Source organism: Bremerella sp. P1 (assembly GCF_028748185.1).
Classification (GTDB): Bacteria; Planctomycetota; Planctomycetia; order Pirellulales; family Pirellulaceae; genus Bremerella.
On the sequence record NZ_CP118164.1, the window covers coordinates 5,421,000 to 5,447,742 of the forward strand.

General features: G+C 55.4%; 18 protein-coding genes and 1 pseudogene. 9 read left to right on the plus strand and 10 right to left on the minus strand.

Annotated elements, in window-relative coordinates:
* Positions 1-239: 239 nt before the first annotated feature.
* From PSR63_RS22535 to PSR63_RS22545, 3 genes are read left to right on the plus strand one after another with little or no spacing between them, the layout of a single operon-like run.
* Positions 240-3,653, plus strand: coding sequence for a transglutaminase family protein (locus PSR63_RS22535; RefSeq protein WP_274327928.1), 3,414 nt, complete (start codon positions 240-242; stop codon positions 3,651-3,653).
* A 51-nt stretch (positions 3,654-3,704) separates the two neighbouring features.
* A complete protein-coding gene (locus tag PSR63_RS22540; protein ID WP_274327929.1) occupies positions 3,705-6,254 on the plus strand; it encodes a circularly permuted type 2 ATP-grasp protein in 2,550 nt (849 codons plus the stop codon).
* Positions 6,255-6,275: 21 nt separating this feature from the next.
* Positions 6,276-7,211 carry a transglutaminase family protein gene (locus PSR63_RS22545; protein WP_274327930.1) on the plus strand — a complete coding sequence of 312 codons (936 nt, stop codon included), beginning with the start codon at positions 6,276-6,278 and terminating at the stop codon, positions 7,209-7,211.
* Positions 7,212-7,247: 36 nt separating this feature from the next.
* On the opposite strand, the gene PSR63_RS22550 is transcribed toward PSR63_RS22545, so the two are convergent.
* Both PSR63_RS22550 and PSR63_RS22555 read right to left on the minus strand, forming a co-directional pair.
* Complete coding sequence (locus PSR63_RS22550) at positions 7,248-8,201, minus strand: alpha-E domain-containing protein (RefSeq protein ID WP_274327931.1); 954 nt, start codon at positions 8,199-8,201, stop codon at positions 7,248-7,250.
* Between the two features lie 17 nt (positions 8,202-8,218).
* Positions 8,219-9,493 (minus strand): circularly permuted type 2 ATP-grasp protein, encoded by a 1,275-nt coding sequence (locus PSR63_RS22555; RefSeq protein ID WP_338000655.1) that lies wholly within the window; start codon positions 9,491-9,493, stop codon positions 8,219-8,221.
* A 577-nt stretch (positions 9,494-10,070) separates the two neighbouring features.
* On the opposite strand from PSR63_RS22555, the gene PSR63_RS22560 reads away from it, so the two are divergent.
* A complete protein-coding gene (locus PSR63_RS22560) occupies positions 10,071-11,351 on the plus strand; it encodes an alpha/beta hydrolase family protein (RefSeq protein ID WP_274327932.1) in 1,281 nt (426 codons plus the stop codon).
* 5 nt (positions 11,352-11,356) lie between these two features.
* Here PSR63_RS22560 and PSR63_RS22565 read toward each other — a convergent pair whose 3' ends face one another.
* Both PSR63_RS22565 and PSR63_RS22570 read right to left on the minus strand, forming a co-directional pair.
* Positions 11,357-13,180, minus strand: coding sequence for an arylsulfatase (locus tag PSR63_RS22565; RefSeq protein ID WP_274327933.1), 1,824 nt, complete (start codon positions 13,178-13,180; stop codon positions 11,357-11,359).
* Between the two features lie 161 nt (positions 13,181-13,341).
* Positions 13,342-13,710: a hypothetical protein gene (locus PSR63_RS22570; protein ID WP_274327934.1), complete on the minus strand. Its 369-nt coding sequence runs from the start codon at positions 13,708-13,710 to the stop codon at positions 13,342-13,344.
* A 493-nt stretch (positions 13,711-14,203) separates the two neighbouring features.
* On the opposite strand from PSR63_RS22570, the gene PSR63_RS22575 reads away from it, so the two are divergent.
* Positions 14,204-16,639, plus strand: a complete 2,436-nt coding sequence (locus tag PSR63_RS22575; protein ID WP_274327935.1) for a heavy metal translocating P-type ATPase — start codon at positions 14,204-14,206, stop codon at positions 16,637-16,639.
* 7 nt (positions 16,640-16,646) lie between these two features.
* Here the strand turns inward: PSR63_RS22575 and PSR63_RS22580 are convergent, their stop codons facing one another.
* Both PSR63_RS22580 and PSR63_RS22585 read right to left on the minus strand, forming a co-directional pair.
* Positions 16,647-17,261 carry a class I SAM-dependent methyltransferase gene (locus PSR63_RS22580; protein ID WP_274327936.1) on the minus strand — a complete coding sequence of 205 codons (615 nt, stop codon included), beginning with the start codon at positions 17,259-17,261 and terminating at the stop codon, positions 16,647-16,649.
* A 256-nt stretch (positions 17,262-17,517) separates the two neighbouring features.
* Positions 17,518-18,405 carry a hypothetical protein gene (locus PSR63_RS22585; protein ID WP_274327937.1) on the minus strand — a complete coding sequence of 296 codons (888 nt, stop codon included), beginning with the start codon at positions 18,403-18,405 and terminating at the stop codon, positions 17,518-17,520.
* Positions 18,406-18,608: 203 nt separating this feature from the next.
* On the opposite strand from PSR63_RS22585, the gene PSR63_RS22590 reads away from it, so the two are divergent.
* Complete coding sequence (locus PSR63_RS22590; protein WP_274327938.1) at positions 18,609-19,241, plus strand: YdeI/OmpD-associated family protein; 633 nt, start codon at positions 18,609-18,611, stop codon at positions 19,239-19,241.
* A 93-nt stretch (positions 19,242-19,334) separates the two neighbouring features.
* Here PSR63_RS22590 and PSR63_RS22595 read toward each other — a convergent pair whose 3' ends face one another.
* The gene (locus PSR63_RS22595) at positions 19,335-20,543 is read right to left on the minus strand and encodes a glycosyltransferase (protein WP_274327939.1); all 1,209 of its coding nucleotides are present in this window, start codon (positions 20,541-20,543) and stop codon (positions 19,335-19,337) included.
* On the minus strand, positions 20,519-21,295 hold the full coding sequence (locus PSR63_RS22600; protein WP_274327940.1) for a hypothetical protein: 777 nt from the start codon (positions 21,293-21,295) through the stop codon (positions 20,519-20,521). The genes PSR63_RS22595 and PSR63_RS22600 overlap by 25 nt, the downstream gene beginning before the upstream one ends.
* Before the next feature lie 961 nt (positions 21,296-22,256).
* Between PSR63_RS22600 and PSR63_RS22605 the strand changes: the two are divergent.
* The 3 genes and pseudogenes from PSR63_RS22605 to PSR63_RS22615 form a co-directional block, all read left to right on the plus strand.
* Positions 22,257-22,490, plus strand: a pseudogene (locus PSR63_RS22605) (tyrosine-type recombinase/integrase); the annotation flags it as partial.
* A 70-nt stretch (positions 22,491-22,560) separates the two neighbouring features.
* The gene (locus PSR63_RS22610) at positions 22,561-23,037 is read left to right on the plus strand and encodes a hypothetical protein (protein WP_274327942.1); all 477 of its coding nucleotides are present in this window, start codon (positions 22,561-22,563) and stop codon (positions 23,035-23,037) included.
* A gap of 198 nt (positions 23,038-23,235) precedes the next feature.
* Complete coding sequence (locus PSR63_RS22615) at positions 23,236-23,685, plus strand: hypothetical protein (protein ID WP_274327943.1); 450 nt, start codon at positions 23,236-23,238, stop codon at positions 23,683-23,685.
* A gap of 819 nt (positions 23,686-24,504) precedes the next feature.
* Here the strand turns inward: PSR63_RS22615 and PSR63_RS22620 are convergent.
* Both PSR63_RS22620 and PSR63_RS22625 read right to left on the minus strand, forming a co-directional pair.
* Positions 24,505-25,686, minus strand: a complete 1,182-nt coding sequence (locus PSR63_RS22620) for an anhydro-N-acetylmuramic acid kinase (RefSeq protein WP_274327944.1) — start codon at positions 25,684-25,686, stop codon at positions 24,505-24,507.
* 180 nt (positions 25,687-25,866) lie between these two features.
* Positions 25,867-26,619, minus strand: coding sequence for a gamma-glutamyl-gamma-aminobutyrate hydrolase family protein (locus tag PSR63_RS22625; RefSeq protein ID WP_274327945.1), 753 nt, complete (start codon positions 26,617-26,619; stop codon positions 25,867-25,869).
* Positions 26,620-26,743 lie beyond the last annotated feature (124 nt).

Here is a 26,743-nt window from a genome sequence, read left to right on the forward strand (position 1 = left end):
TAGGCCCTATGTGCACAAATTTTTAGCACCTCCGGCCGAAACCTTTGCTAAGTGGTAGGTTTCTAGCAATGATCGGTAATTGGCGCGTCATTTGCGTTTCAGTACGAATGGATCGTGCCGATTAAAACGCCGGTGGCTGATTTTCGTGCGTTGTTCCCGTAATTACCGTTTGCGGGCCGGATGTTGGCCCAAACGGTTTGGCATTTCTCTCCCGCGATTCGACAATCTTTGAGGCTTCTATGGCGATTCTGACGGCCCTTCATCATTCGACCAAGTACAAGTACGATCGCAAGATCGGCGTCGGGGCTCAGACTATTCGTTTGCGTCCGGCACCACACTGCCGCACGCCCATCCACAGTTATTCCCTGCGAATCAATCCAAAACCGCACTTCCTGAACTGGCAGCAGGACCCACACGGTAACTTCGCCGCTCGCGTTGTCTTCCCGGAACCGGTTGACCACTTCCAGGTCGATGTCGATCTGATTGCCGAAATGACGGTGATCAACCCGTTCGACTTCTTCCTCGAACCGGATGCGGAAGACTTTCCGATCATCTACAAGGAACCGCTCAAGACCGACCTAGCGCCTTTCCTGGAACAGGAACCGCATGGTCCGCTGCTGACCGAATACCTGAAGGGTGTCGATGTTACCCCACGGCGCATCGTCGACTTCCTGGTCGATATCAACCAGCGATTGCAGAATGACATCGCTTACACGGTGCGTATGGAGCACGGCGTCCAGAGCCCGGAAGAGACTCTTGAAAAGCGTCTCGGGTCGTGTCGTGACTCGGCCTGGCTGTTGGTGCAAATGCTGCGTCACTTCGGGCTCGCCGCTCGCTTCGCTTCAGGCTACATCTGCCAATTGACGCCAGACATCAAGTCGCTCGATGGTCCTTCCGGTCCGGAAAAAGACTTCACCGATTTGCATGCCTGGACCGAGGTCTTCCTGCCGGGTGCCGGTTGGGTTGGTCTCGACGCGACGTCGGGGCTCTTCGCCGGGGAAGGTCACATTCCACTGGCATGTACACCGTCGCCAATCACCGCGGCACCTGTCTCGGGAAGCCACGAGCCATGCGAAGTCGAATTTGAATTCGACATGAAGATCACACGGTTCCACGAAGATCCACGTGTGACCAAGCCGTACACCGACGAAGAGTGGGACGAGATTCAAGCCCTCGGTCACGAAGTTGACAAGCACCTGGAACGGGTCGGCATTACGATGACCATGGGTGGCGAGCCAACCTTCGTTTCCATCGACGATATGGAAGGGGACGAGTGGAACACGGCTGCCGTTGGGCCGACCAAGCGTGGCCTGGCCGACAAGCTGATGCGTAAGCTGTTCAAGCGATTCGGCGAGGGCGGTTTCCTGCATTATGGTCAAGGTAAGTGGTACCCTGGCGAATCATTGCCACGATGGGCGTTCCGCTGCTACTGGCGTCACGATGGCGAGCCGATCTGGAATGATCAATCGCTCTTGGCCGAGGACGGCATGAACTACGGCCACGATAGTGATCTGGCGATGCAGTTCGCACGTCGTCTGGCCGAACAACTCGGTGTCGAACCAAACCATGCTAACTACGCCTATGAAGATGCGTTCTATTACACCTGGATGGAACGTCGCCTTCCGGTGAATGTCGATATCCACGATTCTAAGCTGGAAGACGAGGAAGAACGTAAGCGAATCGCTAAGGTCTTCGAGCAGGGGATTACGTCGCCGGTTGGTGTCGTTCTACCGGTTCGTTACCTGTGGTGGGCCGCTCAGCCTGGTTGGGAAAGTGGCGAATGGCACGTGCGTAGTGACGAGCTGTTCCTCATTCCCGGTGACTCGGCGATGGGCTTGCGATTGCCGCTCAAATCGCTGATCTACGAAACCGAAGGTCAGGCTGCCGCGCTCTTCCCATTAGATCCGATGACGGAAACAACTCCGCTTCCATCGTATGCCGAGTTCATGGCGCGTCGCACGCCGGCGATGGTCGGAGGCGACTCCGGCAAGCCGTGGTCTATGAAGACCACGGGTGGCGATACTTACCGCAGCCCATCACGCCCTCAGGGCATGAGCGGACAGAGCCTGGAGTCGGACGGCTTCTTTGGCCCCGGTGACTGGGGCGACAATGGTGGTCCGAACCCCATGAATCAACTGGTTCGTACGGCCATTTGCGTCGAGCCACGCAATGGCTGCCTGCATGTCTTCATGCCGCCGGTCGATCGCATGGAAGGCTATCTCGAATTGCTGACGGCGGTGGAAGCCGTTGCCGCCGAATTGAGTTCGCCGGTGATCATCGAAGGCTACCTGCCTCCACACGATGATCGCGTCAATCACCTGAGTGTGACGCCTGACCCCGGCGTGATCGAAGTCAACGTCCACCCAGCCAACAGTTGGCAAGAACTGGTCGACATTACGACCGGCGTTTACGAGGACGCCCACCATACTCGGTTGGGAACCGAAAAGTTCAACCGCGATGGTACCCATACCGGTACTGGCGGTGGTAACCACGTGGTGCTTGGTGGCCCGACTCCAGCGGAAAGTCCGTTCCTGAAGCGACCCGACATTCTGCGAAGCCTGATTGGCTATTGGCACAATCATCCATCGCTTTCCTATCTGTTTAGTGGTAATTTCATCGGCCCCACGAGTCAGGCGCCACGCGTCGACGAAGGACGCCGAGATGCGCTGTACGAACTGAAGATTGCCTTCGAGCAGATCCCCGATAAGGGGCAGTTCTCGCCTTGGTTGGTCGACCGTGTCTTCCGCAACTTGCTGGTGGACATTACCGGAAATACCCACCGTGCCGAGTTCTGCATCGACAAGCTATTCTCCCCGGATAGCAGCTCGGGGCGACGTGGTTTGCTGGAATTCCGTGCTTTCGAGATGCCTCCCCACGCTCGAATGAGCCTCACCCAGCAACTGCTGCTGCGGTCGTTAATGGCTCGTTTTGCTGAGCATCCGTATAAAATGCCTCTGGTCGATTGGGATACGAGTCTGCATGACCGATTCATGCTGCCGCATTTCAATTACCAAGACTTTGAAGACGTAATCGAGGAGACGAAGGACGCCGGATTCGAGCTGGAAGCATATTGGTTCCTCCCTCACTTTGAGTTCAAATTCCCTAAAATTGGGGAATTCTCTCATCGAGGTGTCCAGGTCGAGCTTCGCAAAGCGATCGAACCTTGGTACGTCCTGGGTGAAGAATCTGGGCAAGGTTTTACCGCCCGATATGTCGATTCGTCGCTGGAACGGATGCAGGTCAAAGTTCGCGGAGCGATCCCAGGCCGGCACTTTGTGATGTGTAACGGACGTAAGATTCCGCTACATCCAACAGGAACCGAGCAGGAATTCGTCGCTGGCGTGCGGTATCGGGCCTGGCAGCCGCCAAGTTGCCTACATCCCACGATTCCGGTCGATGAACCCCTGACGATCGACCTGTACGACTCATGGTTCCAGCGAAGTTTGGGAGGTTGTCGCTATCACGTAGGACATCCAGGGGGGAATAATCCCGAAGCATTCCCTGTGAATGCCTTCGAGGCCGAGTCCCGCCGTGGGGGTAGATTTGAGAAGATGGGGCATACGCCCGGTTATGTCGAGCTTCCGCCGGATGAGTCCTCGACTGAATTCCCCTTCACGCTAGATTTGAGACGGGGTAAAACCAAGCATCTGTAAACCCCACGCAGGGATTGCGTAACACCTCATTTTGGACAACCCGAGGTTTCGGTGACCAGAATTCCCGCACAAAATGATGCGTCCGCCGATCTATTTGCCCCGTATAAGCCGATTCCCGACGTATACGACGAACTGAATGATGGTACGCACATAAGGCCCCATTGGCAAAGTTTCGTCCAAGGCGTTCGAGACATTGGTGCCGGCGAATTCCAACGTCGCTGGCAACAAATGCAAAAATTGCTCGATCGCACGGGCATGGCCTATATCGGTGCGGGTATTGGAAGCCCTGCCCAGGATCGTCGCGCCCGCCCCTGGGAGCTTGATCCGCTACCGGTACTACTGCCTAGTAGCGAGTGGGATCAAATATCTCGAGGAATAAAGCAGCGTGGCAAACTGATGCAGATGATTTTGCAGGATCTGTACGGTCCGCAAGATTTACTGCGCAGCGGGATTCTTCCCGAAGAAGTCCTGTTCCGGCATCCGGGTTATTACCGTTGTTTTCACGGTCAGAACCCACCCGGGAATAATTACATCTACTTCTACGCCGCGGACCTTTCCCGCTCGCCAGATGGAAGTTGGTGGGTCCAAGGGGATCGAAGCGAATCCCCGTCCGGCAGCGGCTTCGCGCTCGAGAATCGAATTACCCAGTCTCGGATGACGCCGAGCCTCTTCCATAAAGAGAACGTTCAGCGTCTGGCCGGCTACTTCATGAAAGTGAAGGAGGCCGTACTGCGTGCTTGTTCACGCGTGACCAATCCGCGGGTCGTGATTCTCAGCAATGGCCCAGAAAGCCCGAATTACTTCGAAGATGCCTACCTCGCTCGCTACCTCGGTTACACGTTGGTTGAACCGGCCGACCTGGCCGTGCGTGGCAATCGCGTCATGCTGAAAACGTTAGGGGGCCTGCTTCCGGTCGACGTCATCATTCGGCGTCCTAACAGCGATCAGTGTGATCCCCTCGAGATTAGCCACTCGACCGGAGGAATCCCGGAACTGCTGCAAGTTTGCCGCATGAAGAATGTGGTGGTGCTCAATCCATTGGGTTCGGGCATCGTCGAGTCTCCGATCTTCATGACGTTCATGCCGCAGTTGTGTCAGCACCTGTTGGGCGAACCGCTCATTCTGCCTGGCGTCGCCACCTGGCGCTGTGGCGACCCTGATTCGTTGGCTTACGTAGTCGAGAATATCGAGAAGCTTGTCATCAAATCGGCTTACCGAAAGCGTGGTAATCGAACGGGAATCTTCCGCGTTCAGAAAGATGGTGACCAGGAAAAACTGATTCGCATGATTCAGGCAGACCCTGACATGTTCGTTGCCCAAGAGGAAGTCGTTCGGTCGACCAGTCCGGTCTATTCCAAGAAGACCCTTACGCCGGCCCATATTGCTCTGCGAAGTTTTGCTGTGTTAGGGCAACATGAGTTCGAGACGATGCCAGGCGGATTGGTACGCTTGAGTGGCGAACTGCAACCGCTCGAAGCCTCGTTGCAAGTGGGCGAACGCAGCAAGGATGCGTGGGTACTATCCGCGACTCCGATCGCTCGCGTGAGCTTGTTGAAGCAGCCGGAGCATGGTGTCGAACTAAAGCGTACCGGCGGAGAACTCCCCAGCCGCATCGCCGAAAACTTGTACTGGTTGGGACGCAACTTGGAACGCGCCGACGTGACGGCACGTATCCTGCGGACAACCATTTCGCGATTGACCAGTGAAGAGCAGATCGTCGAGATGCCTGAAGTGGTCATCTTGATGCGGACGATGGCCGAGATGGGCATTATCGAGACCGGCTACGGTGTCGAAGAGATGCGAAAGCAATTGCCTCCCATCGAGCGAAACCTGGCCGTCAGTATCTTTGACGAACAGAACTCGATGAGTTTGCGTTCGATCGTCACGCAGATCTTCCGGCTCACGTCGCGTAGCCGTGATCGTGTTTCGGCTGATAGCTGGCGTGTGCTGCACCGCGTCGACCAAGGCTTCCAACCGCCGAAAACCGGCTACTGGGATTTGTCCGATTGTTTGGCCTTGCTCGACGACCTGATCCTCGACCTGGCAGCGTTCTCAGGGATCATCTCTGAAAGCATTACGCGTACCCAGGTCTATCACTTCCTCGACATGGGGCGACGCATGGAGCGGGCCACGCAAAGTTCGCGACTGATGCGGAACTGCCTGGTTCTTCCTTCCGGAGACCTGGCCGCCATCTTGGAAGCGCTCTTGGAGATCTCCGACAGTCTGATTACCTACCGTTCGCGTTATCTGGAAGAAATGCATCTGGGAGCCGTGCTCGATCTGCTGGTGACCGACGAGACCAACCCACGGTCGATTGCCCGGCAGTTGGCTCAACTGTTAGAGCACGTCAACGACCTGCCCAACGTGGGGAATCATGCTGGCTACACGGTCGAACAGCGTCTGGCGATGTCGCTTTTGCACGAAGTCCGGATGTTCGACGTAACACGTGTACGAGCCCCCGACGCATTGTCCGCCGGCGAATCGCTGCATATGCTGTTGCAAGAAATTGAATCGCTGCTTCCAAAGCTATCGGACGTTGTTTCCCAGCGATATCTTGTTCACTCGATGCCCCAGTCACACCTGGTCGAGATCCGCCCCTAGTAGATGAAGCTTTGACCAACCGTGCGATATCAAGTGGAACACAAGACGGCTTACCACTACTCCGAGCCTGCCTCGGTAGCGCACAATCTATTGCATTTGCGCGTCCCCACAACGCATCGCCAAAGCGTCGAAGATTTCGCTCTGACGGTCGAGCCCAAGCCGAGATCGGTCGTTTCGCGAACCGATTATTTCGGCAATCAGGTTCATTACTTCGCGTTGAGCGAACCACATAGCGGAATGACCATCACGGCGACCAGTCGCGTGGTGGTAAAAACCCCAGCGCCGATAACAACCTCGCCAGCTTGGGAAGATCTCGCCGCGCACGCCAAGGACCGCGACTTTCCTCTGGAAGTTCGCCAATACCTATTCCCTTCGCGGCACATTCGGATGTTGCCCATCCTGAGCGAATACGGCAAGGCGGCATTCACCCGGGCCCGTCCCATTGTTGAAGCGGCGATGGAACTAACGACGCGAATTTATACCGAGTACAAATACGACTCGAACGCGACCAATATCTTTACGCCGCTCGAGGAAGTCGTTCGTCAGCGACACGGTGTTTGCCAAGACTTTGCCCACGTGGGGATCGGAGCGTTGAGGGCTCTAGGCTTGCCGGCTCGTTACGTCAGTGGGTACCTGCGTACCGAACCGCCACCGGGCAAACCTCGCCTGGTGGGTGCCGATGCTTCCCATGCCTGGTTCTCGGTCTTTTGTGGAACCGACCTGGGTTGGATCGATTTCGATCCGACGAATAACGTGATGGTGGGCACCGATCACATCACCCTGGCCCACGGGCGAGACTTCGAAGACGTTTCGCCCATTCAAGGGGTCGTTATGGGTGGCGGCACGCGGACCATGCAAGTTGGCGTCGACGTGATGCCGCTGGGTGCTAAGACCAACGGCGCGCCCTCAGGACCTGCCGCTACCCAGCAGCAGCAACAGCGAAGTCAGAACAAGTAGGGTGCTCAGACTGATTTCTGAGCGACCCTATCTATCTTATGCTGCTGCTTGAAGACTGAAGAAGGTTGTCCCGATCGATTCGCCGACGAGATTCAAACGCTTCTGGAAGTCGTCGATGAACTCGTGCAAGCCGCGAGCGATAATGTCTGTCGCGCTGGTAAATGCGAACTCAGCACGAAGTTGACCCAGTCGCTGCTCGGGCAGGTTCGTAAACCCTTCGATGTCGCTTCCGGTGATCGCGTGCAGCGATTCATTCGCTTTAGTAAGGCAGTGCAGAACGGCTCGCGGGAACTCTTTGTCCAGCATGATGAAGTCGACGACGTTCTGCGGAACAATTCGACCAAAACGCTGGCGATACATTTCGTAAGCACTTGCCGAACGGAGCAGGGCACCCCACTGTAAATCATCGAACGCGCTTCCCACGTGCTGCGGGCTGGGCAGCAGGATGTAATACTTCACATCCAGAATGCGAGACATCTTGTCGGCCCGTTCCAGGAAGCGTCCTAGCTGACAGAAATGCCACCCTTCGCCGTGGGTCATGGTTGCATCGGTCACGCCGCTGAACTGCTGACCCGAATTACGAACGGCTTCGTAAAAGTCGGGCAGGTCGTCCAAAATGCCTTCGGCATCCCCCACATCTTTGACCATCAGGTAGAAGCGGTTGATGTGCTCCCACATTTCGGCCGAGATGCGTTCGCGGATGCTGCGGGCATTCTCACGAGCGTTGATCAGACAGGAAAGAATCGAGTTCGGATTGTTGCGATCGAACGTCAGAAACTCGATAACGTTTCGCTTACTGGCTTCGCCGTAAATCTCAGAGAACTTTTCATCATCACCAGTGGTGGTGACCAGCGGCATCCATTGCTGGTTGCCGGCGGTCGACAAATCCATGCTGATGTTCAAGTTCACCGCGATGAAGCGGGCTACCGCCTCAGCACGTTCGATATAACGGCTGGTCCAATAGATGGAGTCGGCTACGCGACTTAACATGAAGAACCTTTCAATCCCTACACGACCCAGGTGTCTTTGCTTCCGCCCCCCTGGGACGAGTTGACCACGAGCGATCCCTTACGCAGGGCAACTCGAGTCAGTCCGCCGGGCAATACGTAGATGTCACGTCCATAGATGATAAACGGTCGCAGGTCGACGTGCCTCCCCTCTAAGTGGTCATCAATGATGACGGGAGCCCGCGATAGGGCAAGGGTCGGCTGTGCGATGTAATTCCGCGGGTTGGCTTTGATCAATTCGACGAACTTCTGGTGCTCTTCCTTGGAAGCACGCGGACCGATCAGCATGCCGTAACCGCCTGATTCGTTGGCCGGTTTTACCACCATGTCAGCGATATTCTTGATGACGTGGTCACGCTGAGCGTCGTCCCAGCAAACGTACGTGGGCACGTTCGGCAGGATCGGGTCTTCGCTCAGGTAGTACTTAATCATGTCCGGTACGTAGGCGTAGATTACCTTGTCGTCGGCAATGCCAGTACCCGGAGCGTTCGCCAACGCGACGTTTCCGGCACGGTAAGCGTCGATGATTCCCGGAACCCCCAGCATCGAATCCTTGCGGAAGACGTGCGGGTCGATGAAGTCGTCATCGATTCGGCGGTAAAGCACGTCTACCGGTTTCAAACCCTTGGTTGTCCGGGCATAGACGCGGCGATCGCGAACCACCAAGTCTCGGCCTTCTACCAGGTCGACACCCATCTGCTGGGCGAGGAACGAGTGTTCGAAGTAGGCCGAGTTATAAATCCCTGGCGAAAGCACGGCCACGACGGGCTTTTCGACACTTTCGGGAGCTAGCGAGTTCAGTGCGTCGAGTAATTGACTGCAGTAATCGTCGACTGGGCGGACAAACTGGGCCTCGAACAGGCCTGGGAATGTCTGTTTCATCAACTGACGATTCTGAAGCACGTACGAGACGCCGGAAGGGCAACGCAGGTTGTCTTCCAGTACGTAGAACTCGCCGTCCGAGTCACGGACCAAGTCAGTGCCGGTAATATGACACCAAATGCCGTTTGGCGGCTTCATGCCGACACATTGAGGCCGGAAACTGCTGGCCGATTTGACCACGTGTTCTGGAATGATCTTGTCTTTGAGGATCTTCTGGTCGTTGTAGATGTCGTCGATGAACATGTTGAGCGCGACGATGCGCTGCTTCAGTCCTTTCGACATCCACGACCACTGCTCGCCTTGGATGATGCGAGGCAAAATGTCGAACGGAATGATTCGTTCCGTGCCTGCCTCTTCACCATAGACGTTGAACGTAATTCCTAAACGAATCATCGACCGCTCGGCGGCCGTCTTTCGTTTGCGAAGATCGTTGGAAGTGAGCTCTTGAATATGTTCATAAAGGAGTTGGCAGTTGGTCCGAGGGGAACCGCCAGGGGAGAACATTTCGTCGTAAAATTCGCCAACGTCATAATCTGCGATGAGGTTGGGCTCGGATATACCTTGAGTCTGTGTTTGCCCTTGCACGTCATTCTTCTCCTAATGAGAAATCCAGTGGGGCCAGATGAAACCGCCGGGGAGGAGACGTCGTCGTGACATGACGAGTCGAAGTGTTGCCTGAGTCCTCCCAAAGGGACAAGTAATAGAGAAGCACTTGCCGTGCCAATATAGGCGGTGCCATGGGATCTGCAAAGCCGTAAGATATTCCCTGCAATGGCTTTGCATCGAAATGAATCGGCCTGAACATTATGCCGTAGTTGCTTAACATGCCTATTAAATGAGCAGGGGTAAGGGAAACAGAACTGACATTAAGGTAATTTGCCGATTGCCAGGATTGATTCGCTCAGCCGGCATGACGTTGTTAAAATGTGCGTCTGCCTAACCTGCTTCCTGCCAACTTCGAGCTTGCCCCATGTCGTTCTCTTACCGCTGTCTGCTGCCGCTGTTTCTTCTTTTGGTCTTGCCGGTCGCTTCGACGGCTCTCGCGGATCCTATTCAGCCATCGACTAACCTTCCGCAAACGCAACCTTGGGACTTAACGAAACTTTCCGAGGCCCCCAAGTTCGCGTGGGTGGATGCCGATTCGCCGGTACGCTCTTTGACGTTCACCGGGGAAGAGTTCGAAGGACATCCGACAAGTGTCTTCGCTTATTATGCGACACCTGGAAGCATATTGGGAGACAAAAATTTAGACAGAAATTTGCCGGCCATCGTTTGCATTCACGGTGGAGGGGGAACCGCATTCCGCGAGTGGACTGAATTGTGGGCGAAACGTGGTTACGCGGCAATTGCCATGGACCTCGCAGGCTCGCGGCCGATCGAAGGCAAGAATCCCCATGATCAAAAAAATCGAACACGTTTACCCGACGGTGGACCGTTTCATGGCGACCAGCACAAGTTTGGCCACATCGACGATCAGGTACATCAACAATGGCAATACCACGCGGTCGCAAACGTAATCTTAGCGCATTCTTTAATTCGCAGTTTTCCCGAGATCGATAAAAAACGAACCGGTGTGACCGGTATCAGCTGGGGTGGTTACTTAACGTGCATCGTGGCCGGCGTCGATTCAAGATTTCATGCCGCGGTGCCTGTTTATGGATGTGGCTATCTGACCGACAACAGCAAGTGGCTGGATCGCTTTGCCAAAATGACACCTCGGCAAAGACAGTTGTGGGTCACGCTGTGGGATCCTCGCCAATACTTGCCTGCGGTTTCGATGCCGATTCTGTTTGTGAACGGCACGAACGATTTTGCGTATCCGCTAGATAGTTACATGAAGAGCTACGACGCGGTCCCCGACGACGTTCACAAGCAGCTATCGATTACCGTGAAAATGTCGCACAGCCATCCCGGTGGTTGGAATCCACCGCAAATCGGTCACTTCATGGACCAATGGCTCAAGCGAGGTGAACCGTTGCCGATGGTTGATCTTCCCCAGATCAAAGGAGATCACGTCGAATTGCGCTATGACACAGCGACGTTCGCTAAAGCGGCGATCCACTGGAGCGTCGACGACAAGGCGGTCAACGCTCATGATTGGAAGACGGCCGATGCGGTCGTCAAAGAAGACATCATTATCGCCCCAGCACCTCCCGAAGACGCACGGCTTTGGTACATGACCGTCCAGGCCGAGGATGGCAGCCTGGTTAGCACCGAGATCATCTTCGTCAAAGAACGCTTGATCCGCTGAGTCGCCTACGGACTGATCCGGCGAACATATAAGTAGTACGCCCCACAGATCTCTTGATTCTCTGAGTTGAAAAACGCGGTCCGCAACTCCAGCGGCCCTTTGCTAAGGTCAGCCTGGGTGACGAATGCGGAGTCGTCCTTGGTCATCGAATCGATGCGGATGGTTTGTTCGTCGACGCGCACCTCAGCACGTTGAATCGGCAAAGCCGTTCCCTCGGGGAACGTCCCGTCCGTGACTTTGAGTTGAGGACAGCCATCGGCCAGCTTCAAACCACTTTCCCGCGGCCAGCGTCGAAGTTCCAACTCGAAGGTACCTGGCTCGGCGACGGTCAGGTGCCAGGAACCATTCTTGAGCACGCCTCGGCGGATCTGCACCTGTTGATCGACAAACACATCAAGCCACTCGCACGCGGTCAGCAGTGTTGGGTTTTCGGCGTCGTGGCCGATGATCACGCGTTGCGGCGTCAGCACGTCTCCTTTGACTTCGTCCCACCAGGAATTAAGATGCGAGCGAAGTTTCTCGACGATCTCGGGATGTTGGCCGGCAATGTTCTTATCCTGGTGCGGATCGTCTTGCACGTTGTAAAGCTCTCGATTCTCCAGCAAACGCCACTGCTTCCACATCACGCAAGCTCCGTCACGTTGGGGAATGGCCGGGTTGCCCTTGGTGTAGCGAACCTTGAAGGTCGGCATGCGGCTGTAGTTGATCACCAGCATGCGATCGTCAAGTTGAGCGGTCTGCTGGGTCAGCACAGGCTTCAGCGAAACGCCGTCGAGCTTCGCTGGCGTCTGGCCCGCGATTCCACTCAGGTCGGCCAGGGTGGGCAGCAAGTCCTGAACATGGCACAGGTCCGCGACATCGTGAGGGTTCTTCAAGCCAGCGGGCCAACGGATGAAACAAGGAACACGGTGGCCGCCTTCCCATAGGGTTGTCTTGCTGCCCTTCATGCCGGCATTGAAATACTTCGGTCCCATCGTGCTGCCGTTGTCAGTCAAGAAGACGACGATGGTGTTGTCGAGTTTATCTGTCTCCTGCAGGAACCGATCCAGCTTGCCGACGTTGTCGTCGATGTTTTCGCCCATCGCCAGGAAGCTGACGAGATTAGCCTTCTGGACAGGCGGCATTCCCTTTGTAACTTCCGGATGGGCTTCCATTGCCTCGCGAACCCTGTCCCGGTACTTGTCCGGAACAAACCAGGGCCAATGAGCAGCGTTCAGGGCGATGTAAGCAAAGAAGGGACGCTGGTCCTCTTGCTCGATCCATTTCATCGCTTCGCTAAAGAAGATATCTGTGCAGTAACCTTCGCGCTTTTCACGCTTGGTATTGTGGATGTACGTGTCATCGAAGTAATCATTGTTCCAATAGTCAGGCACGCTATTGATATGCGACGAGGGAAACCACAATGCTTCTTCAAAGCCGCGATCTTCTGGGCGGAACGGGTAGTTGTCACCCAGATGCCACTTGCCAAAGAGCCCAGTTCGGTAGCCGCCAGCCTGGAAGACATCGGCCATCGTTTTCAGTTCCGGCTTGAGCAGCGTTCGTCCACTGCTCACATTGATCGCGCCGTTGCGAAATGCATCAAGCCCCGTCAGTAATTGCCCACGGGTCGGCGTGCACATGGGCGAGACATGAAAGTCCGTCAAACGGACAGCTGCCTTGGCCAATTGATCGATACTTGGGGTGTGCGTGATCGGGTTTCCATGGCACGAGAACTCGCCGTAGCCCTGGTCGTCGGTCATGATCACGATCACATTCGGCTTTTCTGCCGCCTGAAGTGAGCCGAACGCAACAAGGAGCAGTAGCAACGAGAGTACAAGTGGGCGGGGCATGAAAGAAGCTTTCTCGTCCAATAAGGATCGTCAAGGGTGGGAAGGTCCCTATGATGACTTCGACGCCAAGCGTTGGCAACAAAAAATGCTCACGGAGGCCATTGCTTCCGAGAGCATCACGAATTTGCTTGGTTGGAAAACGGGCAGAGAAGGACCAAAAATCAGGTCAACCAGTTCGATTGAACCAACGCTTCCGCGCTGACGATTCTTGGGCACTTCCAATTGTTTCGCTGCATCCAGTCAAAGAACTGCGACTCGACGGCAATGTGATAGTTGCGGATGTAGTAAATCACATCGCCTGACCAGCACCATTCGCCGTCGCTGTAGACATCCGGCGGACCGATCATCACGCTATCGTCCATTAGCCGGTCGTACGCGTCGCTATTGGCCTCGAACAGTAGGGTACCTTCGCTCAGATATTGCAGCACGAGGTCCTCTTCATCGAGAGGCCCCATCATTTGCAGTTCTCGCAAGTCTTGTAGAGCTTCGCGTCGACTGCTCTCCTCGAAAAATCCGAATCGCTTCAACATGGGTCACGTTCCTCCACACCACCCATGGCAAGCCGAATCCGAGCTTCAGCCGGGTGACGATTAGATGAGAAAAGGAAGTCACCGGAAGACGGCCATCGTCTGGAACCGCCTACCCTGTGGAATCACGAATCCCTCCAATGTTGTCCCGCAACAAGCTGCCACTTCTTCGGAGGACACCATCCGTGGCCCTCTTTGGGGCAGTTTAGCAAAGGAGGAATCGAAAAGGCAAAGAAAATTTTGCACGAAAATGCATTCGTTGCCGCGCTCACGGTAGCTTATGACGGCATCTGAACCATCACATAAAAAATGGCAAATGTGCATGGCAGGTTGTCTGGGAAGAAAAACCAACCATACGATTCCATGGATGCGTCTTTGGCATCGAAAGTAAGTACTGGTAGGAATAGCATTTGCACAAGTATGCACCAGAGATGATACGCACCAATAATGGCAGACCGCCTTCGACTGAGGTACGCCTAAGGGAAATGGCAAGAAAATGGCAATCGATCCAATCTGTGGAATGACCGTTCAGGAGTCGTCACCCTGGAAAACGACTCGGGATGAGAAAACGTTCTACTTCTGTAGCGAACACTGCTTGAAGAAGTTCGAAGCGGAAGGTGAGCTTGGCAGCGCGCCGATGCAGTTAGTTACCCTCGGCGAAGCCCCGGCCAAACATGATTGTTGCCATGGTCACGAAGGTCATTCAGCCAACAAAACGTCTTCAGCCAAGTACATCTGTCCGATGTGCGAAGGCGTCGAAAGCGATGTACCGGCCGATTGTCCGAAGTGCGGCATGGCCTTAGAGCGAAACCAACCGGCGGCACCGCAGACCAAGACCATCTACACCTGCCCGATGCATCCGGAGGTGCGGCAAGATCACCCCGGCAGTTGCCCGAAGTGCGGTATGGATCTCGAGCCGGAAACCGTCACGTCCGACGAGGAGGAAGCCGATCCGGAACTGACCTGGATGACGATTCGCTTTTGGGTGGGAACTGCGCTGACCATCCCCATCTTTGCCTTGGCGATGCTGCCGATGGTGGGCATCGAACTGGGTGTGCCTGCGGATGTATCACGTTGGATTCAATTGGTTCTGGCCACACCGGTCGTCTTATGGTGTGGCTGGCCTTTCTTCGTGCGTGGTGCGAAGTCGCTGGTCACCATGAACCTGAACATGTTCACGCTCATCTCTCTGGGGGTCGCGGCGGCGTACCTTTACAGCTTTGTCGCGACTGTTTTTCCGGCCGCGATACCCGAAGCCTTTCGACACGCAGGCGAGGTACCGGTCTACTTCGAGGCTGCGGCGATGATCGTTACGCTCGTTCTGCTGGGCCAAGTGATTGAACTGAGAGCCCGAAAGAAGACAGGCAGCGCAATTCGCGAACTGATCAACCTGGCCCCACCTACCGCACGGCTCATCGAAGACGGCCAGGAACGCGAAGTCCCGTTGAGTGAAGTTCACCGGGGGCAAGAACTGAAGGTTGTGCCGGGCGACAAGATTCCCGTTGATGGCGAGGTCATCTCCGGTAGTTCGACCGTTGATGAGTCGATGCTTACCGGCGAAGCTGATCCCGTACAGAAGCAAACCGGTGACAACGTGATCGGCGGTACTGTCAACCAAGGCGGGACGCTCCGCATCCGAGCGACCAACGTGGGCGAAGGCTCGGTCCTTTCGCAGATCGTACAAATGGTCGGCCAGGCCCAGCGCAGTCGTGCTCCGATTCAGCGGCTGGCCGATACCGTCTCCGGTTACTTCGTTCCAGCGATTGTCGGTATCGCGATCGTCACGTTTATTGTCTGGGCGTTCTGGTCGCCCGAAGAGCCGAAGCTCGCCTATGCTCTTTTGAACGCAGTCGCCGTTTTGATTGTCGCTTGCCCTTGTGCTTTGGGTTTGGCGACACCGATGTCGATCATGGTCGGCGTCGGGCGAGGTGCGAAAGCTGGTGTCCTGGTCAAGGAGGCCGCGGGGCTCGAAACCTTGGAGCAAGTCGATACCGTCGTGGTCGACAAGACCGGCACACTGACCGAAGGAAAGCCCAAGCTTACTAAGCTAGAGCCCGCCGAGGGATTCTCGGAAGAGGAACTCTTGAGGTACGCCGCGGCCGTCGAGCAGAACAGCGAACACCCGATCGCTCATTCGATTATCGAAGAAGCGAAGCAGCGCGACATGAATCTACCGGAAGCGACCGACTTCGATTCGGCCACCGGCCAAGGCGTTCAGGCGGTTGTCGATGGAAAGAAGATCGTCTGCGGGAAGCCATCTCTGCTGAAGGATCACGGTATCGAGTTCGACGCGACCGGATCGCCCGAAGGAACGAAGGTCTACCTGGGCGTTGATGGAAAGTACGCTGGGGCTTTGATCGTGAGTGACCCGCTGAAACCGACCACGGCAGGCGCCATCGAGTCGCTGCATGAAATGGGGATTCGCGTGATCATGATGACCGGCGACAATGCCCAGGTTGCCGAAGCGATCGCGAAGAAACTGAATATCGATGACTTCCAGGCCGATCTATCGCCGCAAGATAAACACGATCGCATCCAGAAGCTTCGTGACGAAGGAGCCAAGGTAGCGATGGCTGGCGACGGGATCAACGATGCACCAGCGCTGGCCGCTGCGGATGTCGGGATTGCCATGGGAACCGGAACCGACGTAGCGATCGAAAGTGCGGCGATCACCCTCATGGGCGGCGATTTGGAAGGCGTGGTGAAAGCGTTTCGCTTAAGTCGACGCGTCATGCGAAACATTCGCCAGAACCTGTTCTTCGCGTTGGCCTACAACAGCCTGGGCGTGCCGATCGCTGCCGGTATCTTGGTGCCGCTGTTTGGCATGCATGCCTTGCTGAATCCCATGTTCGCAGCAGCTGCAATGAGCTTCAGCTCGGTCAGCGTGATCGGTAATGCTCTGCGGTTACGTGCGACGAACCTGACAGAGTAGTGCGGGGCTAAGTACGCTTGCGGGCGATCAGCTGCGTCACGTAAGCGTTGCCGGTATGGAAGGACCCTTCGGTGACGTCCCGCTCGAGTTCCGCTTCGTGCACAATCTTCATGTCTGCGAAGTGAGGGCGAAGATCCTCAAGCGTGACGAGCATATCAACGTCCTTGGGCCCGCCGGTTCCATATTCAAGCTGTTTGGGGTGGTACGACTCCAGCAGAAAGATGCCGCCTTGCTTCAGTGAAGCAATTGCCTTTTGATAAATGTTCGTTCGTGAAGCCGAGTCGACATGCGCAAAGATGGACACGATCGCGTCCCAGCAGTTCTCGCCATAATCGAATTCGTTCAGGTCGCAGATAGTGTATTCCAGCGACACGTTATGCTCGGCTGCCAGACGCTCTGCTTTCGACTTGCCTTTGGTCGAAAGATCGACAGCATGCACCTGGTGCCCTTGCTGGCCAAGGAACAGGGCATTGCGGCCTTCTCCTTCGGCAATACAAAGGACTTTGGCATTGGGCGGGAAGTGATGGGCCGATGCTTTTAAGAACGTGTTGGGAGACGTTCCGTAAACATATTCTTCGCGTCCAAACCGCTCGTTCCAAAACTGTTGAACATCTTCGCTCATGGCAGGCAATTCCTGGGTGTGTGTTGAGTGAGCGGCTTGCGAGACCCTCTTTTAGTCACCATGTAGTCTGGCAGGTGAGGGCAGGGGGCAGGAAGCCGGTTCCCGGTAAGATGCCGTTACCGAAGATAGGTTACAGCGAAAATCAGTGCCAGATTGGCGAATGAGATTTGCTGGATAGGGGGCAAGCTTGGCGGCGCTTGCCCCCTTTCCAGCCGGAACAACTTTCCACGAGCTTCCGTAGAAAGCAGTGTAGGCGCTAGCGAACGCCGTTATGGCCGGGACGATCCAACAGGCCGACCCCTTTGCCTGCATTCGACTTTTTGTAAGCCGTCATCAAAGCATCGGTCAAAGCAGGTGGAACGGGATCCGGGCCGCGAACTGCATTGGCGATATCCCACGCCGCTTGCCATGTCGCCTTCGCTTCGAACTCATGGCTCCAACCGCTGGGCCATGTCCCACCGTAAAACTTCTGCAGATAAAGCATCTGCACGACGTAAGCGAAACACTCTTCGTCCAGTTGGTAGGTGCGAACACCAGAGCTATGCCGGTAGTCGAAACTCGCGTGCACCGCTTCATGCACGATAAAGCTGCGGTCGATGGAATCGGTCGGCAGCGTCTTGATGATGATCCGATCGCTTTCCGGAACGTATTCCGCGGCATGTTTGTGCGTGGGATCGAATTTCGCCGTGATGCGTTTCGTGTTGAGCAGATGACCGACTTTGCCGAAGTCGTGGCCACTGATCGAGCACTTATACGCGAACAGCGACAGGTTCAGGCTTTTGACCGACGCGGAGTTGATCGTGGTCCGTACACGCTCCCAGGCATCATCGTCCGCAGTCGTCGGTGGCTTCCAGCCAGGCGGCGGAATGTAGATGTATTGCGTGATCGTGCAAGGCTTGCCGAAGTCATAGTTCTTGCCATTCTTCGACTTTCTGCGGCAGCCCAGGATGTGATACAGGCACCAATTCACCTCGTCAGGATTTCGCGTGCCAAAGTTGAACACGATGATGTCCCACGGATCGGTGAACCCGTGCACGGCGGCCAAGATCCACCAGTCGTCGGCGTCGGTGACTTCTACCTTCTTTGCGTACCCCTTCGGTGGCCAGACTGGTCGAACCAGCGGCTCCCGCAACTTCACTGCCATCTTCCCCGGTCCTTTGCATGATTGAGGTTTCTCTGTCCAAAACCGTTATCGATACAAAATGGATTGGGTTGTCTGGTTTTTGGATAGAAAGTAGCAGATACGGTAAGGCTAAGCCGATCTGGCAGGGGCCGTTAGGGCGTGGTAGTGTGATGCTTCGATTGGCGGGATGCTTAGCGAAAAGGATGGATAGAAAGCCCCAGGTCATGAATCCCAATGTAGACGACTACATCCAGACTCACGCGAAGTGGCAGAAGGAACTCACGCTGCTGCGTAAGATTGTCCTCGAATCCAAACTGACCGAAGATTGGAAGTGGCGAGCGCCTTGTTACACGCTCGATGGTAAGAATGTCGTCATGCTTGCGGCCTTCAAGAATGACTGCGTGCTGAGCTTCTTCAAAGGTCCATTACTCACGGATCCCGACAACATCCTGGTCGCCCCCGGCGAGAACAGCCGCACGTTTCGCGTGGTCCGTTTTACCGACGCCAGGCAGATCACGAAGCTGAAGTCAAAGCTCAAGTTTCTGATCGAGCAAGCCATCGAGGTCCAGCGGTCCGGCAAACAAATCGAAGCAAAGAAGGGGCCTGACGAGTTTCCTGCCGAACTGCAAGCCAAGCTCGAGGAAGATCCGAAACTCAAGCAAGCGTTCGAAGGCCTCACGCCAGGACGCCAACGAGCTTACGTGATGCACTTTGCTGCTGCTAAACAGTCGAAGACACGCACCGCCAGAATCGAAAAGTTCACGCCCCGAATCCTCGACGGCAAAGGCATGAACGATTGCGTCTGCGGCCTCACCAAAAAGCCCCCAGGCTGCGATGGCTCGCACAATAAGAAGTAGAGACCGCGTATCGGAATCCTGGGACCCGCTGAACGATTCAGGCCGTCGCTACGAAGAGAGAAACGACCTCCGTCCCCTTTATTGTTGGTTGCGTTAGGGACTGGACACCGCTCTAAGCGTACGGCGGACGACACGCTTACATTCGCGCGCGATCCTTGCCGGCGCAGATCGCTTAGGCTTGGCAGTGGGAACCGTTGGGCTGTTCCCCTCTTCGGAGCTTTGCTGCTTAGCTGGAAGGGTAGCCGGTGTTTGTTCTGGAGGGGCAACGGACTTTACGACGTTCGCATGGAGTGATGCCCACGCGAGGAGCTGAGACACTGAAATGGATGACTCCAAAACAGGTGGGGAATTCTCTGAGAACTTGCTCTTTTCGCGGTCATACAAATCGGTCAACTGCTGAACCGTGTTGGCCAAACAGGTCTGATTACGGTGCTGCAAAGTCACCTCTCTCGTGGCCGCAGCGTCGTAGCGATCGATCTCTTTCCGTATGTTCTCCACGGTAAAAGCTTTCGTGAGTACGCGACGTCCAAAGTTGTTTCGCTGTAGAAAACTATAGTTGTCAGGCGTCACCATGGAGGCAATTCCGTCGACGCCAGCAGCAATCGTCGCTGCACCACTGGCAATTGCTTCGCGAGCACATCTTCCACGTGCCAGGATGATATCAAATTGAGGCAAAATACTACCTGGGTCGGCAGAGAAACGGTTGGATCCAAGCCCCAGGCCCTCGACATGCAATCCAGGCGATGCGCTACGAACGATGTCGAGATGATGGTCAGAAAAGCCATTGCAAAAACACAAAACGGATCTTGGTGCTTCGGCAAAATCTGTCCTGACCGGAAACTTGTCCAGGTTCACTCCGTTAGGAATCAAGGAAACCTTTTCAGGCGAAATGCCTCCCTGGATTACAAGCCGGTCATAGCAAGCTTGGTCTACGCCCACGTAGTGAACGACATTGGGAAGGTTGAGTGGCGTGTCGTGCCAAGCTTCGGCATCATGACAAAAAGAAATCACCGGAACACTCGGAAATCGAGTTGCTGCTGCTGCCGTCTCCAGAGAATGATGCCCATGGATAATGTCAGGCGTGACAGACAATTTTGACAAGTCATCGATGACAGGAATGCCATCGTGAATTAGACCTTGAGCAAATCGACCCACGCGAGGTGTGTAGACAACCGGATGTCGATCCAGTTCAACCAGGCGTCGAGCCAGGTCGCGAACGTACGCCTCGGTTCCCGTGCCATGATCCAGCACGAAGTTCGTAATCAACACGCGCCGTGCTATGGGCAATTTGCCAATCGACATTCGGCCTCCAACTCTTTGAGCAGTGGGAAAACGTGTTGATCAAATGACATCGCGACTTGATATCGACCCTCTTTCACTTGGCGCCGCGCGAGTTGCTCGTATCGCGTGGCCTTATCTTGGTGAACGAGCCAATGACTTGCTGACGATGCCGATCGGACGACCTCTTGCCGAATTAAGTTAGAACCATAGCGGCCCTTCAGGCGATCGACTTCTGGTTGAATCTCGACGTAACGGCAAATCGCCTTCTCCTTTTGCACGATACGCTGGCGATCGAGGCTTAGCACCATGTCACGCGAATCGCGTACATGGTTGGGCAGCGTCTCAATGGCGAACTCAAGGTTAAGCAATCTGTGACCGTAATGGCCGGCAGCGAACCGCACCGCGCCGTCGATGATCGCCCGCCATACATCGTGAACGAGGATTTGCCCTTCGGCAGCATCCCCCACAACCGTCTCCACTTCGTCTTCAACCAAAGCATCGGCCAGTTCCCACGTCAAATCGACAAGTGGAGCTGTCCGGCCCTCCAAAAGCAAAGCGTAGAGGGCCTGGTCGTCATAGCGACCAAAGATTTTGCCAAGCGAGGATTGGGTTTGCTCGATGATGCTCTCGGTGCGTCCGATTCTCGCCGTCTGTCCGTAGGCAGCGCCCGTCGTCAAGCAATAGACGGTGGGCTTTGCCTCAGCCATCCAGCCATATAAGAGCAATTCGTGGGCTGGATGGGCGATAAGAAGTGCAGATTTGCCGAAATCCATCTCACAACCGATTCTCTGGCCAGGTCAAGGTGCTGCTACATGCGTTTTCGATGTCGATTAATAGCGCGGTGACTTTAGCAAAAGGATACGAATAGCCACAAGACGTCTTGGTTATCCCGAAAGCCCAGGGAACTGCGGTGACTGGCCGGCTGCCAAGCCCAAGTCCTCTTACGCCTGCAAACAGGTCACCATCCTTAAACCGGTTTCCTGATCATATCGACTGTCAACCAAAACTTCCGTGTGCCACTGGCCTCTGGCCAGTGCTCTTCATGCGGAATCGGGATTGGCAGCACGTGTACCTGCTTCGCACTGGCCAGAGGCCAGTGGCACACCCCAGAGAGACATACACCAACAGTGCCACCCGTCCGAGGACATGCCGTAACGCCAAACCTGCTCCTTTCCAATGCTTTGCTCATGCTGAGTCATGGATCTTGCGTAGTGCCCACGCTAGAGCTTCATTAGATATCTGAAGCAATGACTCGCTAACCGTGACGCGTCTAGTTCTCTTTTCGGCGTGCATTCGCTCAAGAATTCGACGCTTGATGTCTTTGTGAATTCGCTCGAGTTCACGTTCGGCGTCAGCCGTGCCTGACTCGCTCAACTGCGCCAACGCGTCGCGATATATAGCGCGAATCTCAGCCGCATTTCCAGGTACCTTTGGATGGTGAGGGTTTTCGTGCATTACGAATGTGTCACGGGGTTATCGCGTAAGCGTGGCTTACAGAAAAACGATTCACTACAGTGCGGCTTCCATTGTTAATTCTTGCCATTGGAACGCCTAGGTAGATGAAGCCAGGCCGGGTTAATCGTAAAGGACACAGGGCACATAGTACCAGGTTCGGAAGGATAGTTGCTGTTGGATATCACTAACAAAAGCGAGCGAACGGAAGCCGCATACCCACAAGATCGCTAGTACTCGTGTTGCACTCGGCACTAGCACACCCCGGAGAGACAATTATCAACCGTGCCACCCGCAGCGGCCCGTCGAGCGCATATCACGAAACGAGTGACGGCTCATCCACTGCGTCACTCGTTCGCAACCCATCTGATCGAGGCGGGCTACGACATCCGCACGGTACAGGAACTCCTTGGTCACAGTGACGTTAGGACGACGATGATTTATACTCGTGTCTTGAACCAGGGAGGCCGCGGCGTCCGCAGCCCGGCTGATTTCGACAGCCTGGATTCCGAATAACGTGCGCACGTTATTCGGAAAGGTTCTGAATAAACACTAGTTATCCGCATCAATCGAAGGGCGTTACAACATGAAAGTCCTACGATACACGATGCCGGCAGACCTGCCCTGCTACACCGACTGGGACTTCCGCGTCTATCCCGGTAGATTCGACTTTCTACTTGATGCGATGCGTCAAGCGTTTCATCGTCGGATTGAGAATGACAGCAAGTATGCACACATGTGGTCGTCGAAATCTGGAATCCACAAGGAATACCGTGATTGCAAGGCCGTTTTGGATTGGCTCGACCGTATGGCGTCCACGGATGCAGAGGTCATCGAGTACGATGGCTCAGTTCGCGATCTGTTCTGGTCTATGAGCCACTCGCTTGTCTATGGCGGGCAATACCGGCAGGTCTACTGTCCGCCATGCGATCGGACCTTTCAACACCGTCACATGATGAAGATGCCATGGACATTCGGTGAAGACCTCGCTGCAGAAGGCGGGCATCGGCTTGATTGCCCCAAGAAACACGCCGTATATTCAATCATGGAATGGAACAGCTAACCCGAGTCGGCGGATAACAAAAAAATGCACCCGAGTCGCCGATCGGGCATTTCCTGAAATCGAAGTCTCTTGGCGGCAACCGGGTGATTTTTGTCGTTAGGCCGAAAACCCCCAAAAAAAGTCCTGACCCCTTTTCTTTCCCGCACGTTATTCGGAAACGATCTGATTAAACACGAGTTGTGTGGCAAAGGTGATTCCATGAGTGGCAAGCAAAGAGAAGAGTGGCTGAATTCAATATGGCCAGACAAACTCACCATCAATCATAGCAAGGTCCGCGAATGTTTCTCAATTGAGTCCGCAAACTACCGTCAGGGAATTGACTCCGACTATTACGAGAATCTTTACCAATCGGCTCTATATCTATTTGTCATTGGTGACCCAGAGGATGCGGTTCTGATTTTTGACGCAAAGATGTCGAATTTTGATCTTGGGTGCGGCATGGATTACCAATTCATGCTAGGCGCAGGTCTTGATAAAACCATCGCCCATGCTCAAAGCGTCAATCGATTGGACATGGTGGATTACCTAGAGGGCCTAAGAGAAGACCCTGACCTACCAGACATTGAAGAATGGATGAAGTTTAGGATCAATTACTTCGGACTAGCCACACAACAAGGCGCTCAACCGGACGCCTTCGGCGCCGGTTAGCTTTAACGTTCGGCCGAAAGGCTCATGTCCTTCTCTCTCACCGCGATTGCGCTGGTTGCGAGGCAGATGGAAGAAAATCGCGCGCGCACTATCTTCCGGCACCTTCAGGCTGGTATACCTAGATCTTGCCTGGGGAGTCTTACCCCGCTCTGAAGTTTTCATGCCTTGTTACCTGGGGCATCTTCAGATCTCTTGGGCCTCGCGTGGGGCTGGATACCTGGTATCCGCTGCCCTGCAAAAAAACTTTCGAGGCGCACTACCTTACTGAAGCGCTAGCCACGTAAGTTACATCCATCAGCCCTCGGATTCCTCTCGATTCTGGTGGGCTAAGTCCCCAGCCTGCTTGGGCGTGCGAAGAGTCGTCGCGTGCGAGAGCGGCTCACTCGCGAATTTTCGAACACAAAAACTCCACGCTCCCGTCGCGTGAAAACCGTATCCCATTTTTTTGAAAGTCATGTCGTCATGTCCTATTCCACCGAACCCAGTACCGCCGATTCTTCCATCCCCTTGAGTCAGCGTTCGACAACATGGATCTTCCAGCGCCTGCGAGAACTCTACGCACAACGTGAGGAAGAGGTGCGCCAGAAGCAGTTGGAAATCGAACGCTTGCAGCAGCAGCTTGATGACTGTCCTGACAGAGCTGAGGAGGACGAGTCACGCCCGCGTCGCACGAAACGACGCTCGATCATAAAGAGCCCGGTGCCATGCGTGAAGAAGCACGAACCGGAGAGTACGCATTGTACGAAACCGGGATCGCCCCCTCACCCTAGCCCTCTTCCTGCAGGAGCGAGGGGACAGGACACGGACGAGAATTGCCGGTCAGATGGCCTCGCGCAGCGGCATGGTTTGCCGGGCAGCCAGTTCCATCTGCGCCAGAACTCCGCGCCAGTTGCCAGGGTTACCAGGCGTGATGCGTCCCAGCACGCGGGCCGCACTGGCCCCGGTCAAATCGGGCAGATTACCACTGACCTGGTCGACATGCAGCGTCGCCAGAATCGCGGCCATCGAAGCCCCGACGGCGCCCGAGATCCAGCCTCGCTTTACATCGGTGGTTACCGGCACGCCGGGAAACCGGTCGGCAATTTGCTGCACGAGCTTTTCGCGGCGGGCACCGCGACCCAGTACGATGATCTCGGCGAACTCAGGCGAACTGGGAAAATGCTCAGCGATTGCCTGATGAATTGAATCAGCCCAATACGATTCCATCGTTTGGTTAAGTGCGACGCTCGAAGCCAGTAGCTCCGGCATCTCGGCCAGAATACTTTCGACCGCTGTTTGGATTTGATGCGGCGAGTCGGCCAAGACTTGTTCGATCTGCAGCTTCTGCATCAGGTCGGCCAAGGTATGGGGACTCACGGCAGATGCGTTCGGCCTTTGTTCGCACAGACTTTGCAGCGATTGCAGCAGCGCAAACCCAGGCCCCAGCGAGCGGTAGGCGATGGCTGGGATCGGACGGTTCTTGCGCCGAGCTGGCAAGTAGAACAGTTCGATCGAGTGATCGAGTCGAATGACAACCTTCGGCCGGGCACTGATCGAATCGACGGCCTTGGTCAGCAGCAACCACATCGGAAGCACATCCAAACCGTGGGCATTGCCACCCTTGGCGATGTCGCGCTGCTCGAAGTGGTCCATGACGGTCAGCCCGGTCGATTCCGCGAGAATCGCCGGATCGCCGATTGAGATTGCCGAGCCTGTCTGTTTCCAGAACTCGCGCCCACAAACGGGACCACGCTGGCCGATCGCCGTGACCTTTTCCGCCGAGACGCCACACGAGTTGAGTAGCCGCTCGACGTTGACGACTTGCAGTTCGGAGACCAGCCGCGAGACCATGCCAGGTAGTTGGGTTCCGGTGGTCAGACCGGCACCTCCTTGTTCGAGCATCGCGCGAACGTCAGGCGGCGTACGAACATTCAGCTGATGGATGACATCGAAGCACGCGTTGAGTCCACGTGAGTCGACTTTGAGAATTGCCGCACTGACAAAGCGCAGACAGGGAGTCATGGCGGTGCCAACGAAATATCGCCGCGCATGTTCCGAGAAACTCGAGAATCCGAGAGTCTGCGAGGGCATCCCTATCCCAGCGAATCAGAGGTAAAGCGATTTGAAGAAAAAGAGGGGAAGCAGCAGCCATTGGCCTGCGGCTGCTGCTTTCCCTTGCTGATCGTGCGTTTCCAGCTGCAATTAAGCAGCTGCCACGCGGACGCCGCCAGACTTGACGGCGACGACGCCTTCGACGAACTCTTCAAAAATGCGCTGATCCAGGGCCGAGGCCGACTCGGCTTCCGGGTGGAACTGCGTTCCGATGGCGAACCAATCTTCGTGAATCGATTCGATAGCTTCGATCACGCCGTCTGGGCTACGTGCCGAGGCGATGAAACCAGGAGCCAACTCATCGATGGCCATGTGATGGCTGCTGTTCACGCGAACTTCGCCATCGCCAAAGATTTTTTCCATCAGGGTGCCAGGAGTGACATCCAATCCATGGCGGTGATGCTTGTCGATCGTGTCGTGATGCGGCAACGCACCCGGCAGGTCTTCGGGGATGTGCATGAACAAGTTGCCACCCATGGCAACGTTGAGCAATTGCATCCCGACACCAATACCGAATACCGGCAGTCGCATCTGGGCGATCAATTTCATCATCGATCGGTCGGCTTCTTCACGGCGCGGTTCCATCATGCGGATGGAAGCGTGACGCATGAACCCGTCCCGATTGGGATCCAAATCCGGACCACCAATCATCACCACACCGTCCAGCCGCTGTAAAACAGCCTGCTGGTCTTCCGCGGTGGCAACCGGAGGAAGGACCACGGGAATCCCGCCTGCCGAGATCACTGCATCAAAGTAACCGGCAGAGATAAAGGAGAACGCTGGCCGATCATGGGTAGCATTCCGAAAGTTGGCATTCAAACCGATAACAGGTTTGGAAAACATCTGGGGACTCCTCGGGCGCGTCATGCGCTCAAAAAACGAAGATCCTCCCAAGGCTTGTTTGATCAACCAACTTCGGCTTGATCCAGAAAGAAGAATTTGCGACAAGTGCTTGGCTGTAACGAAG

Bases quoted from the DNA above. Each gene is read 5' to 3' on its own strand.
- PSR63_RS22560 (WP_274327932.1), top strand. From the start codon at position 10,071: ATGTCGTTCTCTTACCGCTGTCTGCTGCCGCTGTTTCTTCTTTTGGTC.
- PSR63_RS22610 (WP_274327942.1), top strand. From the start codon at position 22,561: ATGAAAGTCCTACGATACACGATGCCGGCAGACCTGCCCTGCTACACC.
- PSR63_RS22590 (WP_274327938.1), top strand. From the start codon at position 18,609: ATGAATCCCAATGTAGACGACTACATCCAGACTCACGCGAAGTGGCAG.
- PSR63_RS22570 (WP_274327934.1), bottom strand. From the start codon at position 13,710: ATGTTGAAGCGATTCGGATTTTTCGAGGAGAGCAGTCGACGCGAAGCT.
- PSR63_RS22625 (WP_274327945.1), bottom strand. From the start codon at position 26,619: ATGTTTTCCAAACCTGTTATCGGTTTGAATGCCAACTTTCGGAATGCT.
- PSR63_RS22565 (WP_274327933.1), bottom strand. From the start codon at position 13,180: ATGCCCCGCCCACTTGTACTCTCGTTGCTACTGCTCCTTGTTGCGTTC.
- PSR63_RS22555 (WP_338000655.1), bottom strand. From the start codon at position 9,493: ATGATTCGTTTAGGAATTACGTTCAACGTCTATGGTGAAGAGGCAGGC.
- PSR63_RS22550 (WP_274327931.1), bottom strand. From the start codon at position 8,201: ATGTTAAGTCGCGTAGCCGACTCCATCTATTGGACCAGCCGTTATATC.
- PSR63_RS22620 (WP_274327944.1), bottom strand. From the start codon at position 25,686: ATGACTCCCTGTCTGCGCTTTGTCAGTGCGGCAATTCTCAAAGTCGAC.
- PSR63_RS22615 (WP_274327943.1), top strand. From the start codon at position 23,236: ATGAGTGGCAAGCAAAGAGAAGAGTGGCTGAATTCAATATGGCCAGAC.
- PSR63_RS22600 (WP_274327940.1), bottom strand. From the start codon at position 21,295: ATGGATTTCGGCAAATCTGCACTTCTTATCGCCCATCCAGCCCACGAA.
- PSR63_RS22595 (WP_274327939.1), bottom strand. From the start codon at position 20,543: ATGTCGATTGGCAAATTGCCCATAGCACGGCGCGTGTTGATTACGAAC.
- PSR63_RS22535 (WP_274327928.1), top strand. From the start codon at position 240: ATGGCGATTCTGACGGCCCTTCATCATTCGACCAAGTACAAGTACGAT.
- PSR63_RS22575 (WP_274327935.1), top strand. From the start codon at position 14,204: ATGGCAATCGATCCAATCTGTGGAATGACCGTTCAGGAGTCGTCACCC.
- PSR63_RS22580 (WP_274327936.1), bottom strand. From the start codon at position 17,261: ATGAGCGAAGATGTTCAACAGTTTTGGAACGAGCGGTTTGGACGCGAA.
- PSR63_RS22585 (WP_274327937.1), bottom strand. From the start codon at position 18,405: ATGGCAGTGAAGTTGCGGGAGCCGCTGGTTCGACCAGTCTGGCCACCG.